This is a genomic window from Phormidium tenue FACHB-1050 (assembly GCF_014696925.1).
GTDB lineage: Bacteria > Cyanobacteriota > Cyanobacteriia > Pseudanabaenales > Pseudanabaenaceae > Pseudanabaena.
The window spans coordinates 92,915-108,806 of sequence record NZ_JACJQY010000004.1; the positions used below are offsets into that span (position 1 = coordinate 92,915).

Annotated in this window: 12 protein-coding genes; 1 reads left to right on the forward strand and 11 read right to left on the reverse strand. The window is 43.8% G+C overall.

The window, feature by feature from the left end; all coding sequences use genetic code 11:
* Positions 1-21: 21 nt before the first annotated feature.
* Positions 22-1,386 (reverse strand): DUF3084 domain-containing protein, encoded by a 1,365-nt coding sequence (locus H6G05_RS04035; protein WP_190576528.1) that lies wholly within the window; start codon positions 1,384-1,386, stop codon positions 22-24.
* A 224-nt stretch (positions 1,387-1,610) separates the two neighbouring features.
* On the opposite strand from H6G05_RS04035, the gene H6G05_RS04040 reads away from it, so the two are divergent.
* On the forward strand, positions 1,611-2,549 hold the full coding sequence (locus H6G05_RS04040; RefSeq protein ID WP_190576530.1) for an AAA family ATPase: 939 nt from the start codon (positions 1,611-1,613) through the stop codon (positions 2,547-2,549).
* A gap of 277 nt (positions 2,550-2,826) precedes the next feature.
* Here H6G05_RS04040 and H6G05_RS04045 read toward each other — a convergent pair whose 3' ends face one another.
* The 10 genes from H6G05_RS04045 to H6G05_RS04090 all read right to left on the reverse strand — a co-directional run bounded on the left by H6G05_RS04045 (position 2,827) and on the right by H6G05_RS04090 (position 15,827).
* Positions 2,827-3,015: an addiction module protein gene (locus H6G05_RS04045; RefSeq protein ID WP_190576532.1), complete on the reverse strand. Its 189-nt coding sequence runs from the start codon at positions 3,013-3,015 to the stop codon at positions 2,827-2,829.
* A gap of 53 nt (positions 3,016-3,068) precedes the next feature.
* Positions 3,069-4,799 carry a restriction endonuclease subunit S gene (locus tag H6G05_RS04050; RefSeq protein ID WP_199310312.1) on the reverse strand — a complete coding sequence of 577 codons (1,731 nt, stop codon included), beginning with the start codon at positions 4,797-4,799 and terminating at the stop codon, positions 3,069-3,071.
* Complete coding sequence (locus H6G05_RS04055) at positions 4,792-6,192, reverse strand: ATP-binding protein (protein WP_190576534.1); 1,401 nt, start codon at positions 6,190-6,192, stop codon at positions 4,792-4,794. The genes H6G05_RS04050 and H6G05_RS04055 overlap by 8 nt, the downstream gene beginning before the upstream one ends.
* Complete coding sequence (locus H6G05_RS04060) at positions 6,192-7,667, reverse strand: type I restriction-modification system subunit M (protein WP_190576536.1); 1,476 nt, start codon at positions 7,665-7,667, stop codon at positions 6,192-6,194. Before H6G05_RS04060 ends, H6G05_RS04055 begins: the two co-directional genes overlap by 1 nt.
* Positions 7,668-7,815: 148 nt before the next feature.
* Complete coding sequence (hsdR, locus tag H6G05_RS04065) at positions 7,816-10,182, reverse strand: EcoAI/FtnUII family type I restriction enzme subunit R (RefSeq protein WP_190576538.1); 2,367 nt, start codon at positions 10,180-10,182, stop codon at positions 7,816-7,818.
* Complete coding sequence (gene arsS, locus H6G05_RS04070) at positions 10,179-11,171, reverse strand: arsenosugar biosynthesis radical SAM (seleno)protein ArsS (RefSeq protein WP_190576540.1); 993 nt, start codon at positions 11,169-11,171, stop codon at positions 10,179-10,181. Before arsS ends, hsdR begins: the two co-directional genes overlap by 4 nt.
* A gap of 27 nt (positions 11,172-11,198) precedes the next feature.
* The gene (locus H6G05_RS04075) at positions 11,199-11,630 is read right to left on the reverse strand and encodes an Hpt domain-containing protein (protein ID WP_190576542.1); all 432 of its coding nucleotides are present in this window, start codon (positions 11,628-11,630) and stop codon (positions 11,199-11,201) included.
* Positions 11,631-11,734: 104 nt separating this feature from the next.
* On the reverse strand, positions 11,735-12,892 hold the full coding sequence (locus H6G05_RS04080; protein WP_199310314.1) for a pyridoxal phosphate-dependent aminotransferase: 1,158 nt from the start codon (positions 12,890-12,892) through the stop codon (positions 11,735-11,737).
* Between the two features lie 272 nt (positions 12,893-13,164).
* Entirely contained in the window at positions 13,165-13,686 is a 522-nt protein-coding gene (gene purE / locus H6G05_RS04085; protein WP_190576546.1) for a 5-(carboxyamino)imidazole ribonucleotide mutase, read from the reverse strand.
* A 332-nt stretch (positions 13,687-14,018) separates the two neighbouring features.
* A complete protein-coding gene (locus H6G05_RS04090; protein ID WP_199310316.1) occupies positions 14,019-15,827 on the reverse strand; it encodes a serine/threonine protein kinase in 1,809 nt (602 codons plus the stop codon).
* Positions 15,828-15,892: the final 65 nt, after the last annotated feature.

The following is a 15,892-nucleotide window of genomic DNA, read 5'->3' on the forward strand; positions in this document are numbered from 1 at the left end:
CCACCTTAAGCTTTCTGGGCTTTAACTAAATCGCCCAATTTCAACACCATTTTGACGAATTACTAGCTCTAAAATCAGAGAACTCGCGGGAAAAATGGCTTCCTTGGCTACAGCCTTAATTTCATAGGGAGTCTTCAGCTCACTCACTACTTTAAAAAGCTCAGTCAGAGCCTCAGGAGGAAAATTACCAACTTTCCCTGTAAGTGGATTAGCTAGCACCCCCTCACGGCGAGCGCGAAAACTGACTAACAAAAATAGTTGCTCAATTCTTGATGCAAGAGCCTGTGGTGATAGGTCAGGGGTAAATTGTAAGGAAGCAATTTCAGCTCCAGGGGCAAATATTTGGCGGTTTAGGGTGACATCGGCAGCGATCGCAATTCTGGTCTCGCGTTTGAGGAAGTTACCCGCAGATAGAATGCGGATCACATAGCTTTGTCCGTCTTTAATCCGATCTAGCAACCCTTCGATTTGTGCTTCCGTAATTTTGATGACTGGTTCTTTGGGAGCTTGATCGGGGAGAAAATCTAACAGTTCACGGGCATTGCGCTCGGCTTGTTGCAATAGTTGGGTGCTGGCTTGACGTAACTCAGATTGGCTCAGATTTGGGCGCACAACTCCGATCGATAAAATTTGATCCGCGAAAATAGCCACGTTACCTTTGCGTAGAGCCTCAAGGCTAATGAGCAATTGCTCACGAGCCGATTCGAGGGAAGCAACTTCTGCTCCAAGGGCTACCCGTTGTTTTTCAATTTCTACCAAGCGTTGTTCGGATTCATCAACCCTTTGTTTGAGAGTTTCGCGATCGCGGGAAATACTGGCTAACTCAGTAGAAATTCGATCTTTTTCATCCCGCAGTTGGTTACTTTCGGCTTGGAGACTTTCTTGCTCAGCACTTAAACTTTGGATGCGATCGCGCAGATCGGCTTCCTGCTGTGAGGCTTTTTGCAGTTGTTCGTTAGCTTGTTCAAATTTGCTCTCTACTGACTGCAACAGTGCTTGTGTCTCTGACTGTTTTCGCAAAGCTTGGACTAAGGATTGATTAATTTGCCCTAGACGTTGTTGTGCTTTTTCCTGTTCAGTTTTCGCAGCATTTAGCTCAGTTTCGACTTTTTGCTTCTGTTCTTGGCTGCTAGCTAGTTCTGAGCGAATACTTTCAAGACGAAATAATCCATCCCTTAGCTGACCACTTAGCAATAATAAAATCCCTAAGGTGGATGCAGAGATCATTCCCCCTGTGGCGATCGTCACGACTGTAGCAGTATCTCGCGGTCTCAATTTGAATATGCTAAGCCGCGCTTTTCCAACCTTAGTGCCGATGCGATCGCCTAGCGTCGCGATTATGCCTCCTAAGATCAAAATCGCTAAAATCAGCGTATATCCAGCCATGTAACTCCTGAGTCCTCACGCTGTTGATTTTAGCAGATCTCAACCCATGAAAGGCAGTAGAGGCAATTCATGAATTGCCTCTACTGCCTTTCATGGGTTGTGCTGCGCCGAAGGCGCAGCACAACCCTAAATTTTGTCTCTGCTGCTTTCATGGGTAAGCGAACCGCGATAAGTTAGTATGAAAAGTATTGCAAAACTCGATCTTCACAAGCTTGATGGGGAAAATGGAAAAGCAACTTAAAGTACAACAGTTAGTTGACAATCTGGCGCAGGCGATCGTTGGCAAAGATGAAGCCATTCAACTGGTCTTAGTAGCACTATTTTCAGGAGGTCACGCCCTACTCGAAGATGTGCCTGGGGTAGGCAAGACTTTACTCGCCAAATCCCTAGCTGCTTCTATTTCTGGTAAATTTCAGCGCGTACAATGTACGCCTGATCTACTACCCACCGACATTACGGGTACAAATATTTGGAATCCTCAAAAAGGTGAATTTCAGTTTTTGCCAGGGCCAGTATTTGCAAATGTGTTGCTAGCTGATGAGATCAATCGGGCAACACCAAGAACTCAGTCAGCATTGCTCGAAGTAATGGAAGAGAGTCAAGTCACCGTTGATGGCATATCTCGGAAAGTTCCCTCACCGTTTTTTGCGATCGCCACTCAAAACCCCATTGAATATCAAGGGACATTCCCCTTACCAGAGGCGCAACTCGATCGCTTTGCATTGTCCTTTAGTATTGGCTATCCCAGTGAAGCGGAAGAGCTAGAAATGCTGAAGCGGATGCAAGTTGGGAAAATTGGTTCGGCTCAATTAGAAGCATGTATCACTCCTGAAGAAGTACTAGAGATTCGACAACTCTGCACTCAAGTGCCTGTCAGTGACGCAACTAGCGAATACATTGTGAATATTGTCCGCGCGACTCGTAACGATGAAGAAATTACCCTTGGCGTGAGTCCTAGAGGTACAAGCGCTTTATTGCGATCAGTTCAGAGCTATGCCTTTATTCAACAAATGCTTGATCCTAATCGCAAGTCTGATTATGTTCTGCCTGATGATGTGAAGTTCCTTGCCCCATTTGTTTTAGGGCATCGGATTATGACCGCAGGAAGGCGATCGCCAAAGAAGATCATTCAGCGCTTACTAGATGTTGTGCCTGTTCCTTAATTACTGATGTTACGTGGAAGGAATTCCTGCCATAGCATAGGTCTAGGGCTGGTACGGGGGCACAGCCCCTACGATAACCCTTAAATTTTGGGGTAGGGGCAATCCCCCCGTGGTTGCCCTGCTATGCTTGCAGTAAGAGATTAATTATCTGTGTTCCACGCAACATCAGTTAATTATAGATTTGAGGTTTGATTGCGATCGCATTTCACTAGATCTACGGTGCGATCGCCACCAAATCATTTCTCTAGAAATCACTTGGGTGAGATGGTCATAAAAGCTAATGCAGTATTAATGAGTTACTTTTTTCTATTCTTCCAATATCCAACTTCTCGGCTACAGTACATTTTATTTGAGCTAGGGCATCATCTCCTGAAATAGTCTGCACAGAGTCATCTCGCACTGCGTCACGTCTAGTTTTAGCTTCATTTGTCCAAGCTGACTGAATGGTTGGATCGATTGATTTCATAGGAATATGATTAGGCTTTGTTGTGTAGTCTAGCAAAATTTTTAGGTTTTGAGCTAAACCTTGGTCATCACGGAGTTGAGTAGGTTGGTCTTTTTGCTATTGGCGATATCTATCTGCTTTTCTAGCTCGTCGCAAAGGGTCATGAGTTGGTCGATTTTGGCAACAATGCGATGTTGTTCTGCAAGTGGAGGGAGAGGAAATCGTAAAGACTTCACAGCATCTTTTGTAATAGTTGGTGTTGCTGTTCCGCTAGAAAAAGATACAACGTAATCATAATTTCCAGCGAGATAAAAATATACAAACTTACTCAGCATGTTTTTGGGATTGAATTTCAATAGAAATAAGTTCATTGCCAAAGACATTGGTTTACCTCTATCGTCTACATAAAATGTGGCTCCAGGATCGGCAATTTTATTCATAATTATGTCTCCTGCAAAAACCTTGGATTTTTCTAGATATTCGTATGCTTCTTTTGTTATATATTTGTATTTCTCTCTAGACTTTTCGCTGAAATTAGTAGTTCTGAGCATTATTGCAAAATCGGGTTCGTCTAATAATTCAACATGCTTTTTTAAAATTTCATATGATCCATTTGCATGGTAGTCCGTAAGCCTTTCCATGACCAATCCCAGTCTAGTCCATTGCCAACTTTTAGGCACATTGAAAGGGATTTCTTTTTCTAGAAGAAGAGGGATTTTACTTTCTCTTTTAATTTTTCCTTCCTTAACTAATCTATTTTTCTCTACCTCGATCGCATTCAACAACTCACTAGCTGGCTGGTCATTAGGATTTTGTGGTACTAGCTTGCCCATGACAGCGAGTTGGAGGATAGCTTTGCGTAGTTCTGCTACATTTGCTTTAACAGAATAAAGTTCGCCGAAATGTTGGGAGATGAAATGCCATGAGGTTTTGAAGTCGTTGTGATCTTTGGCTGTCAGTAATTGATTCAGCGCTGCATTATGGACGGTGATTTGTTTTTGAGCATGGACTTGGCGCAGTTTTTCCAGTTCATCACATCTCGCCATTAGTTCATCAATTTTGGCAACAATACGGCGTTGTTCTGCAAGTGGTGGAAGTGGGAAAATCAATCTAGGAATATCACCTAAATTAAGTTTGTTCGTATGGCTCCCACCCGCTTTTATTTGATCATACTGTCGAATCAAGAAAGGAGAGCTTAGGGTTCTATGGGTAAATATTGGGATAATGAGATGCTGAGGAAACTTCAATAATCCAACACTAACAAACAAACTAAAGCATCTATCAGTGTCAACTATAGTTGCGCGTCCTAATGTTCCAATACGACAAATCAATATATCTCCTCTTTCAGGATTACAGCGTAAATTTATTTGTTGATGTTCTTCTTGAGAAATGTATTTGCAATCATTAAATGAAACTGTTTTGCCATTTATATCTTTGATAGAGATAAATGGGATTCCAGTATCGAGATATTTTGGTGTTTGATGAACTCCATCTGTAATTTGAGTAGCAATTTCTCCTAATCTCACCCACTCCCAACTTTTCGGCAAATCATAAGGAACTTCATCAGGCTTAATCTCAGGCAAAGGCTTAGAAGCCTTAATCTTCCCATCCTTCACCAATCTACTTTTCTCCGCCTCAATCTCCTTCAACAACTCCCTAGCAGACTGATCGCTTGGATCTTGTGGAACTAACTTCCCCTGCATCGCTAGCGACAAAATCAACTCACGCAGGTTCTTCACCCCATCAGGTGCAGCAAAAGCCACATCAAAATATTTTTCTAAAAGCAAGATTGTTTCGTTATTCATGGCGATTTTTTTCCTTTGCAAGCAAGGCTTGCCCCGTTGGAGTCAAGCGATATTTTTGTAAACGGCTATTAGGCTTATCAGGAATAGTCATTTCAATTAGATTGAGTGAGAGTAAACGTTTGATCTGCTTATTCAGTTCTCCAGAAATTGTCTTATGACCTAACATTCTCGACATACCAGCCTTGTTGTCAGCATCCTGTGCCAGATGCAAAAACACCTTTGTTGCTAGCCTCGACTCTAGCCTCGACTCTAGCCTCGACTCTAGCCGCAAGTCAGCTTGCCCCTCAGACTGTATTGATGCTCCCCTTTCTAGCTCTAGAGCCTCTAGCGAAATCGGAAACACAGTCCTAATAAAATTAGCCGTAAAAATAAAAGACTCCTTTGGATAGGCTCTCAAGATACGAGGCATCCCAGAACCCAGATATTCCACAATATCGAGATCTTTGAAAACCCGCATCAAAATCTTATTGCGTGGAATCGAATAACCAGCAAAAAACTCCTCACGCGCCACCCCTTCAGGAATCGACCCCGCAGACGTAATTTCAAGGCGATCGTCAAAAATCTCAAACTTAGGCACAGCCTCATTAGTGTAATCATTGTGAATAATTGCATTGATCACCGCCTCGCGCAGCGCCACTACATTCCACAACCGCCGCTCGATTCTCTCTTTGCCTGTAATTTTTGTAGCCGTGCGATTTTCTACATCTAAGCGATCGAGCACCTGCTTACAAGTCTTAATCAACGAGCAATACCCATACTCATTAGTATCAATCAAATCATAGCGATCCAAACCTCGATATTTTGCCACCTGCACCGAATTACCATTGCGATCGCTTAGCAAATAGGCTGCATAGTTATACGCACCATCCTCAGTCAGCAATTCCAAATTCGCCGCAAAGCGATCGCCTAACGAAAACCCCGCCTCCTCATAATAAATTCTAAGCTGCTCAAAATTGAGACTTTGCTGAAGCGATCGCATCCGCCCCAAAGAGTTACGAGTCCGCTTAGCAAAAAGCTCCTCAATCATCCGCCCCGACATCGGCTCAGATGCACTGCCAATCCTCATAAAACAGCCCTTCTCAGACATCCCATACTTTCGCAAGTAATAGGGCTTTTCTGAACCACTGGCTAGAGTGACTTTGATAATGTCCTGAGACTCGCGGACTTGATGAATCACATCAAAAAGACCTAAACAGGACGGCAAAATATTATTTTTTAACCGATCTTTAATCGCCAGTTGCACCGCATCACAGTCAGCAACACCCACCACCGCACCATCTCGCTCAATACCGATATAGATCACCCCACCATCTCGATAGTTGAGAAAAGCGATCGCCTCTCGCTCGAAACCATCGGTCAATTCCCTTTTATACTCAACCCGATTAGACTCCATTAAATGCCACCACTTGTTTGTTGCAAAGCATTGATCAACTCCTGCTTCAAAGCATTTTGCGCCTTCTCCATCTCATGGGCAATCTCCAAATATTCCAACATCAAATCCTCAGGATCGCCATGATTGACCATCACCTCATGGGGATTTTTACAATCAAGATTATAATTCCGAGCCGCAATCTCCGCCGCTGATACCTTCCAAGCATATTCATTCACCTTGCGCCCCTTTCTGGTCGCCCCGCCCCACCACTTTTTCTCGCGATCGAACTCCGCGATCGTCAGCGGCTTAGAACGCGAATAGGACTTGTAGCCCTCAGGATATGGATGGGCAAAAAACCAGACATCCTTAGTCGGCTCACCCTTCTCAAAAAAGAGAATATTCGTATTAATGCCCGTATAGGGACTAAACACACCCTTTGGCAAACGTACGATTGTATGCAGATTAAATTCTTCCAGAAGTTCCCGCTTCAGATTAGTTTTCGTTCCCTCACCAAATAAGAAGCCATCGGGCAACACCACCGCAGCGCGTCCAGTATCAGGCTTGAGCAAATGCATAATCAACGCCATAAATAGATCGGCAGTCTCGCGAGTCTGGTACTTCTTCGGGAAATTGCTCTCAATACCATCCTCCTCCATGCCCCCAAAAGGTGGATTTGTGATCACAATATCCACCCGATCCTTCGGGCTGTAATCCCTAAGCGGACGGCTCAAGGTATTGTCATGGAGAATATTGCTAGGCACATCGATCCCATGCAACATCATATTCGTCATCGCCAACATATGCGGCAGTGGCTTTTTCTCCACTCCGTGAATCGTCGCCTCCCGCAAAGTGCGATCGCTAGGATTTTTGATCTGCGGATTCAGATGCTCGATTGTACAGGTCAAAAAGCCACCAGTACCACAGGCAGGATCAAGTACCTTTTCACCCAGCTTAGGATTGATAATATCCACCATAAACTGAGTCACAGCGCGAGGTGTGTAATATTCCCCCGCATTCCCCGCCGATTGCAGATCCGCCAAAATCTTTTCGTAGATGTCATTAAACAAATGGCGATCGCTAGACGAATTAAAATCCACATCGCTTTCGATGCTATTAATCACCTGACGCAATAAAGTCCCCGACTTCATGTAGTTATAGGCATCCTCAAACACCGCCCCTACGACCTTACCTAGTGGCGACACCCCAGCCGCAGTAGCAAGTTTTTTCAGCGAAGGAAAGAGATCATTGTTCACAAAGTCGATCAGCTCTTCACCCGTTATCCCCTCTGGATTCTTTGCCCAATTTGTCCAACGAAAACGGCTCTGCAACGGAGATTTATAGTCCGAAATCGTAAACTCCCACTCCTGTTCCTTATCATCAAAAATCTTCAGAAAAAGCAACCAGACAATCTGGCTAATGCGCTGAGCGTCACCATCAACGCCCACATCCTTCCGCATGATGTCCTGAATACTTTTGATGAGTGTGCCAATTGCCATGAGCGTCCTTTAAAATTGCATCGTAATTATAGAGTTTTCGCCCCTAGCCCCAATTCTAGGGAACAAGAAAATAATAGTCTTTCAAAGTCCCCCAGAATAGGGGGATTTAGGGGGCTTGATTAATCGAAACGTAGACAGAAAGAGTGTTTTACGCACTATAAAGCGAGCGCTTCAACTCGTGCAAAGCTGAGCGGTAGGCATCCAGCCCACCAAAAGCGCGGACAATCTCCATCGGTGTGCCAAATTGCGGGAAAGGCGAAACCGTGAGAATTTGTGTTTCCTCAATCGGAGCTACCCCCTCATCAGCATACTTTTGTAGTAGTGCTTCTAGCACCCGTCTAGCTTGCTCTCCATACTTAGTAAAGTAATTGCGCTTTTTTACCTGATCGGCGCGTTCCTTGCGGGTCAGCGGTGGCATATCCCAAGCAACATGACAAAGCAGATCGAAGGGGTCGCAATCTTTCCCGATCTCTTGGGCTAAAGCCTCAAAGAATACACCCTCAGTAGCTAGTTCATCAACGATCGCCTGTTTCTTATCAGCATCGCTCCAACGTCTGAGAAAGTCATCCAGTGAGGCAAATTCCTTAGTCACCGCCTTGCGCGTATAGTCTTTGAGCGATTCAGTAATCAGTTTGCCGTTAGCATCGAAATACTGAACTCGTTCAGACGCAACCTTCACCTCAACATTTGCCACCACATAGCGCCTAACTCCAGTCTCATATTCAGAACCATCGGGTTCAGCAGTCCATCCCAAGCCTTTGTCTGGTTCTGGATAGCGGCTGGCGAGTTCATCCTCCTCTGGCAGTTCTGGCGGCACTGGCGATTCATCCGATTTTGGCTCATAGATCTGCACTGGATCGCCGTCAAAATCAGGATCGGCAAACAGCTCCGTCGCTTTTTTGAAATCAATGATCGTGAAATAGAACTTGTCATAGTCCTCATTAATGCGAGTACCGCGCCCAATAATCTGCTTAAACTCAGTCATCGACTGAATCCTTTGATCCAACACAATCAATTTACAAGTTTGAGCATCAACCCCAGTAGTCATGAGCTTCGATGTCGTCGCAATTACAGGATATTTTGATTCTGGAAAAATAAAATTATCAAGCTCTGCTTTGCCCTCTTCGTTATCACCTGTAATCCGCATCACATAGCGAGAATCAGCAGCAAGATCGGCATTTTCATTCACCAATGCCTGACGCATTCGCTCCGCATGATCGATATTTTCACAAAACACAATTGTCTTATCAAAGCGGTTAGTAGCTTTCAGAAACTCGCTCACCTTCTTAGCAACTAACTTCGTGCGCTGTTCCAATACCAAATTTTTATCAAAATCCTTCTGGTTATATATGCGATCCTCAATCTCATAGCCAAATTTATCGACCATGCCGCGATCGGGTCGCCAACCCGCCAGATCTTTATCTAAATCAATCCGCACCACTTTATAGGGCGCAAGAAACCCATCATCAATCCCCTGACGCAGAGAGTAGGTATAGATCGGTTCCCCAAAATAATCAATATTAGAAACTTCCTTAGTTTCCTTTGGCGTTGCTGTCAGCCCGATTTGTGTCGCCGAAGAAAAATATTCTAAAATCTGCCGCCATGCCGAATCCTCAGCCGCACTCCCCCGATGACACTCATCGATCACGATCAAATCGAAAAAATCACGACTGAACTGTTTATAAATATTCTGCGCCTCTTCGTTGCCCGTTACAGCCTGATATAGCGACAGATAAATTTCATAGGACTTATCCGCTTGCCGCTTCTGAATTTTAGTCATCGCCGAGCCGAATGGCTTGAAATCATTCGTCATGGTCTGATCGACCAAGATATTGCGATCGGCTAAAAACAGAATTCGCTTTCTTTTCTTGGACTTCCACAGCCGCCAGATAATCTGAAAAGCCGTAAATGTCTTGCCAGTCCCCGTTGCCATCACCAGCAACAAGCGATTTTGTCCCTTAGCGATCGCCTCGATCGTCTTGTTAATCGCCAATAGTTGATAGTAGCGCGGAGTCTTATTTGACCCATCGCTATAGTAATCCTGCGTCACGAGGCTCTCTTGATTTTCCGTTAGTCCTCGATGAGCAGACCACCATAGCCAGAGCAAATTGGGAGAAGGAAATTCTTCTAGACTGATTTCTCGCTCAATAATGCCATCAAGGGCAATCTTGTTATGAAATAAAAAGCCATCACCATTGGAGCTAAATATAAAGGGAACCTCAAGCATTTCCCCATAACCAAGCCCTTGCTGCATTCCATCACCCAAAGAATGATTGTTATCCTTGGCTTCGATTACTGCGATCGGGATATTGGGCTTATAAAACAATACATAATCAGCACGCTTGTTTTTAGCACGGGTATGTAACTGCCCACGCACAAGGACACGCCCATTAGTCAAACCAAATTCTTCGCGAATCTGCGTAGCGATATCCCAGCCAGCCCTTTCTAAGGCAGGAGTAATGTATTTGGTACAAATATCCCGTTCGGAGAACTGCTTTTTGGGAAAGATAGTCATAACAACGCACCACCGCAACTAGAGCCACTTCCTGCCGTGCAACCATAGCAATAGTCATCGGTTTGAATTTTTTGGATGATATCTAATGAACCTAGCTCTAAAATTTTTGCTACGGTCAGTGCCTCACCATTAGGCGATCGCGCTGGCAAATTCTCCATTTGATTAAAATCACAATCATAGATATTGCCTTGATAATCAATTGAAAGCTGATTTCGACACATTAAGCGATCGAGAGTGTCAGGATTAAAATGAGATTCTAAAAACTGCGAATATTCTTCTTCTAACTTGCGATGGCTCAGATGGAACTTACTTCTGCCAATGGGAAGATTGGTAATTGTAAATAGGTTGTTAAACACAAGCCCAAAATGCTCTTGCAGATGGGTTTTATAAGCTATTTCTAAACCTTGTTGATTAGGAGCAAGGGAAAATTTATTGGAATTGGGAAGAGGTGGGTTGTATACCAAATCTAAAATCAAATCAGGATTAGAACCATAGCCAAGCCTATTTAGCCATTGTAAAGCTTGAATTGATTTATCAAATACACCTTTGCCACGCATCTTATCCACATTGTCTTCAAGATAGCAAGGCATAGACGCAACAACTCGCACTTGGTTTTGAGCAAAGAATTCGGGTATATCGGTATATCCCTTTTCAAAATAAATCGTCAAATTAGAACGAACGATCGCTTCTTTTCCAAGTTCTCGCGCCGCCTTAACTAATGCATGAAATCCATACAGCATCTCTGGCGCACCCCCAGTCAGATCTACTGTTTGAATTTCGGGAAACCGACGAATGATTTCGATTAACTGTTGGCAAATTTCTGGAGTTAATTCTTCGGTACGAGTTGGACTAGCTTCGACATGACAGTGAGTACAAGCGAGATTACAAATTTTACCCAAATTGATCTGCAATATGGAGATCTGATGTTTTAGAAACGGAGCTTTTAGTTTTTGAGAAAATGGTGTGGTAGCGATCGCAGGAACTTGCATAGATTAGCAATAAGCGTGAATGTGTGATTATTGTGACATAAACTCAAGGATACAGACTTTAATCGCCTTAATTACCTCATTATATTCGTTATCAAGGATGGTTAAAAACTCAGAAGAAATCGTGATTTCCCCTGACTTGCCAATTTTCTCTAGATACTTGGAGAGTTGAGAGAGTCTAGTTGCACCAATGCTAGCACTAGTAGATTTTAGAGAATGCGAAGCCAGTGCAAATTTACTCGCATCTTGATCAGTAAAAGCAGCCTGAATCGACATCATTAAATTCTCGGCGGAATTAAGATAAATCGTAACTAAATCTGAAAAAATTATATCGTCGCCAATTGTCTCCCGCAATTCTTGAAATGTAGAAATATCCAGAGTTGGTAAATCCCTAAACTCTGGATAATCATGAATTAGCTGGGATACTTTCGCGATCGCTTTATCTTCTATATTTTCAAACATAGCCTTACTCCCGACCATCGAGATTAAATAAAATCTAGCAAAACTGATCTAGAAATTCTTGCCTAATCTAGAAATAAAGCTAAATATCGATGAGTCTTGATAGCCTATAGTTTGAGTTTACTCAAATTTTTGACCGCTGCTTCAATTGTGCTATCTTTCTTAGCAAAACAGAATCTTAAGCCATTTACCTTGTCGCGATCAGGATGACTAAAGCAACTACCAGGGACAGCAGCAACTAAGGCTTCTTTGGCTAAGCGAAAGGCTGCACTGTCAGCATCTGGGGCGATCGCGGAGCTATCAGTCCAGATGTAATATGCGCCTCTCGGTAGTACAGGGGACAAACCTAGCTCCACCAAAGCAGGATAAAGCATATCGCGCTTGCGTTTGTAATCTAACGCTAACTTGGTAAAATATTCGCGCCCAAACTGCATCGCAGTTAATGCGGCATGTTGCAAAGGTGCAGGAGCGCAAATCGTAATAAAGTCATGAATCCGCCGCATTGCGGCTGTTAGTTCAGGACTTGCCACAGTATATCCTAACCGCCAGCCCGTGATGCAAAAGGTTTTTGAGAAACCATTCACGACGATGGTGCGATCGCGCATTCCTTCAATACTCATCAGGCTAATATGTTCGCCTTCATAGATAATGTATTCGTAAATCTCGTCGGTAATCGCATAGACATCATACTGCTGGCAGAGTTTGGCGATGAGTTCTAGTTCTGTCCTCGTCCACACTTTACCCGTAGGATTAGCAGGGCTATTGATGATTACTGCCTTAATTCCTTTTTTAAAAGCAGGCTCAAGGATTTCTTGAGTGATTTCCCATTGTGGTGGTTGCAGGGTAATAAATTCAGGAATCCCGCCTACAGTCGCTAGATTCGGAATGTAATTCTCGTAAAATGGTTCAAAAATTAAAACGCGATCGCCTTGATTGATTAAGGTCATCAGGGCAATATTTAGCCCTTCGGTCGCGCCGCAGCAGACCGTTACTTCTGTATCAGGAGCAACAGTAATTTGGTTGTCTCGCTGCATTTTTTCAGCGATCGCCACCCGCAACTTGTCCCAACCCCAACTATCTGCATATTGATTGAAATCTGAAGCGATCGCGGCTCTTGCGGATTCTTTGATCGCTTCTGGTGCAGGAAAGTCGGGTAAACCTTGAGCAAGATTAATTGCGCCAAACTTTTCGCAGTAACGGGAGGCTTCGCGAATTTGGGATTCTTTAATTTGAATAGCGCGATGTGATAGCGAAACAGTAGTCAATGTAATATCTCTAAGCTTCAAAAAGTAAAAGCGACGCATTGCGCCGCCTTTACTCAATCCTAAGCGAAATCGCCATAACTGGTCAAGACTTACATCATTGATGTTTACGCAGAACGCAGACGATGAATCTCTTGCTGATAGCGAAGCAGGGCAACCACGGGGGGATTGCCCCTACCTGAATAATTCCTGTTCCGTAGGCGCTGCGCCCCCGTGCCAGCCCCAAACCTCTGCTATCGCAGGAATTCTATCTGCGAAAGGTGCGTTACATCACACTACATTTGCTGCAAATATTTTTCACTTCCTAGTTCATCTAGCTTATCTTGCTTTTCCATCACCATATCTTTTAGCGATTGACGATAAGCAATTACTTTTTCGAGAAGTTGAGAGTCATGGCTAGCGAGAATCTGTACTGCTAGCAGCCCTGCATTATCAGCATTACCGATCGCCACAGTTGCGACAGGAATTCCCTTGGGCATTTGCACAATCGAATAGAGAGAATCAACACCGCTAAGCTGTCTAGTCGAGACTGGCACACCAATCACAGGCAAAGGCGAAAGCGCCGCTACCATTCCTGGTAAGTGAGCAGCCCCGCCTGCCCCTGCAATAATTACTTTAATTCCTCGCATATGGGCATTCTTCGCAAATTCCACCATTCTCTCAGGGGTTCGATGAGCAGAGATAATCGCGACTTCGTGGGGAATATTGAACTGCTGACAAATTGCGATCGCGCCTTGCATGGTTGGTAGGTCAGAATCACTACCCATAATGATGCTGACTAGTGGTTGATTTAGCATATTCTCGGCTTTTATATAAATGGAATATAGTAGGGGCTTAGCATTTGCGCCACAATTTTAAAACTCATCACAGAAATATAGATCCGCAAATGCAAAGCCCTCTGTGCTTTTACAGACAATCTATCCCTGAGTTGCGAGGTTTTGGGCAGAGCATTCCCAAAGGAAGGTTATCTAAAAATTTATAGATTGTGACGGGAATGATTTGCCCCTACATTTCTATTCTATATAGTTATAGCGTTTATCAGTCTAGTGACGTATGGTTTGCTTCCCCGCCTTCGGCGGGGAAGCAAACCTATGTACCTCGCTTGCTTGAAAAGCGCTATATACGCGGATTACTGTCTCTGTGTTTCACTGATTTGCCATTGTTTAGCAGACTCATTCCAAACTAGAGACATACGAAGAGTCTCAGGAAAAGTAGCTTTATCTTTTCGGTAGGTGAGATCAATATCAATGATCGCTGAATTCTCTTTAGTTTCAACAAGACGTGCTCCATTAACTGAGACTTGATCAACAGTGCCCCACCAGTCAGTAAAAGTGTTAAAGCCACCAGCTCGATCGCGTTGAAACTTGGGTGTCAGACTTTGCCATGCATTTTGGAATTGGCGATCGTTAATTAGACTGTAATAGTCTCTGATTGCTTGTTCTGGAGAGGGTCTAGTTGGTGTAGGAGTTGGCGTTGGCGTTTTTGATGGAGTTGCTGTTGGCGTAGGTGTAGGCGAAGCTGTAGGTTGTGGCAAATCGCTTTTAGAAATTCTCTGAACTGGATCTTTGGCATTAGGACTAGCAAAAGCGCAATAGGCATCATCTACAAATTTGAGATGTTCATTGAGTTTGGTCTTGCAGCTTTCAAGATCTTGAAACCGTCCTGTATAGACTTGCTGAAATTTATTGCTTCCTAAATTAGGATAGTCAGGTATCCAGAACAAGCCTGCATCTGTATATCCTAAAGACTTTAATTTTTCTACTCTGAGATTGGCTTTGTCTTTTTCCTCAAAAGCAGAATCGGCAAGAAAATAAAACGGTGTTTTGGCAACAGACTGATTAGCAGGAAAGATTTTATTCCATAATGCGACTATGCCACCATTTTGCGAAACAACCACACCAAAAGCGATCGCTGCTCCAACTGTGCCACCAACAATCATGGTTGCTAATAACTGACCAAAGATCTTTTTCTTGGGATTTTGTTGAGGTTGATAGACATAAACAGATTGATCAGGAACTGTAGGTGGTATATAGCCTCTAGGCGTTACGGCAACAGTCTGCATATTTGACAGAGCTGGAGATTTGGGAACTTGTTTAGGAGGAGATTGATTGAGTATTTGAGTTGGGCGCAATGCTTCTAGCATCTCTCTTGCCGAGCTATAGCGATCTCGTGGATCAAACTGCAATACCTTCGCAAATATGGCTTTTAAATCTGTACTAATTCCCTGTACAAGCGGCTGCCAGAGAACTTCTCCTGTTTGCGGATCAGTTCCGAGTTCTTGAGGATATTTCCCCGTCAGCGCGAAAATAGCAGTTAAGGCAAGGCTATAGAGATCGCTAGCAAAAAATGGTCGGCCAGCCGCTTGTTCGGAAGCCATGAATCCTGGTGTACCGATCACAATCGAATGTGCTTGCTGCGCCGAACTACGAATTGTGCTGACATTGAGAGTTTCTTTAACTGCGCCAAAGTCAATTAGAACTGGTTCACCAGAACGTAAAATAATATTATCGGGCTTGATATCTCGATGAATAATGCCGCGATCATGCACATAGATTAGCGTTTGCAGAATGCTAATCAGTAATTGTCTGACCGCATCTTCATTCCATTTGCCACTACGTTCAATAGTTTCGGTTAGAGTTAGTCCATCAATCCATTCTTGAACTAAATAGAATAATCCGTTTTCCGTAAAGTTTGCATAGAGTTTGGGAATATAGCGACTTTCTTCTCCCAACGTTTCGAGGACGGCTGCCTCGCGATGAAACCTTTGTTGCAGTAATTCATACATTTGGGGATTGTCAGCAACGGGTTTAAGTTGCTTAATTACGCATCGACGGTTGGAGGGTACTTTGGTGTCTTCAGCCAAATAGGTTTCCCCAAAGCCGCCACTGCCTAGGACGCTAGTGACGCGATAGCGGTTATCTAAAAGGTTTGACATCATGAGGTTATATTCATCGCTATTAGCGATCGTACAGCATACAGCGCTTTGCGCTGTAGTAAAACACA

Excerpts from the sequence above, each read along its gene's own strand:
- H6G05_RS04035 (WP_190576528.1), bottom strand. The coding sequence starts at position 1,386 with ATGGCTGGATATACGCTGATTTTAGCGATTTTGATCTTAGGAGGCATA.
- H6G05_RS04040 (WP_190576530.1), top strand. The coding sequence starts at position 1,611 with ATGGAAAAGCAACTTAAAGTACAACAGTTAGTTGACAATCTGGCGCAG.
- H6G05_RS04045 (WP_190576532.1), bottom strand. The coding sequence starts at position 3,015 with ATGAAATCAATCGATCCAACCATTCAGTCAGCTTGGACAAATGAAGCT.
- H6G05_RS04050 (WP_199310312.1), bottom strand. The coding sequence starts at position 4,799 with ATGAATAACGAAACAATCTTGCTTTTAGAAAAATATTTTGATGTGGCT.
- H6G05_RS04055 (WP_190576534.1), bottom strand. The coding sequence starts at position 6,192 with ATGGAGTCTAATCGGGTTGAGTATAAAAGGGAATTGACCGATGGTTTC.
- H6G05_RS04060 (WP_190576536.1), bottom strand. The coding sequence starts at position 7,667 with ATGGCAATTGGCACACTCATCAAAAGTATTCAGGACATCATGCGGAAG.
- hsdR (WP_190576538.1), bottom strand. The coding sequence starts at position 10,182 with ATGACTATCTTTCCCAAAAAGCAGTTCTCCGAACGGGATATTTGTACC.
- arsS (WP_190576540.1), bottom strand. The coding sequence starts at position 11,171 with ATGCAAGTTCCTGCGATCGCTACCACACCATTTTCTCAAAAACTAAAA.
- H6G05_RS04075 (WP_190576542.1), bottom strand. The coding sequence starts at position 11,630 with ATGTTTGAAAATATAGAAGATAAAGCGATCGCGAAAGTATCCCAGCTA.
- purE (WP_190576546.1), bottom strand. The coding sequence starts at position 13,686 with ATGCTAAATCAACCACTAGTCAGCATCATTATGGGTAGTGATTCTGAC.
- H6G05_RS04090 (WP_199310316.1), bottom strand. The coding sequence starts at position 15,827 with ATGATGTCAAACCTTTTAGATAACCGCTATCGCGTCACTAGCGTCCTA.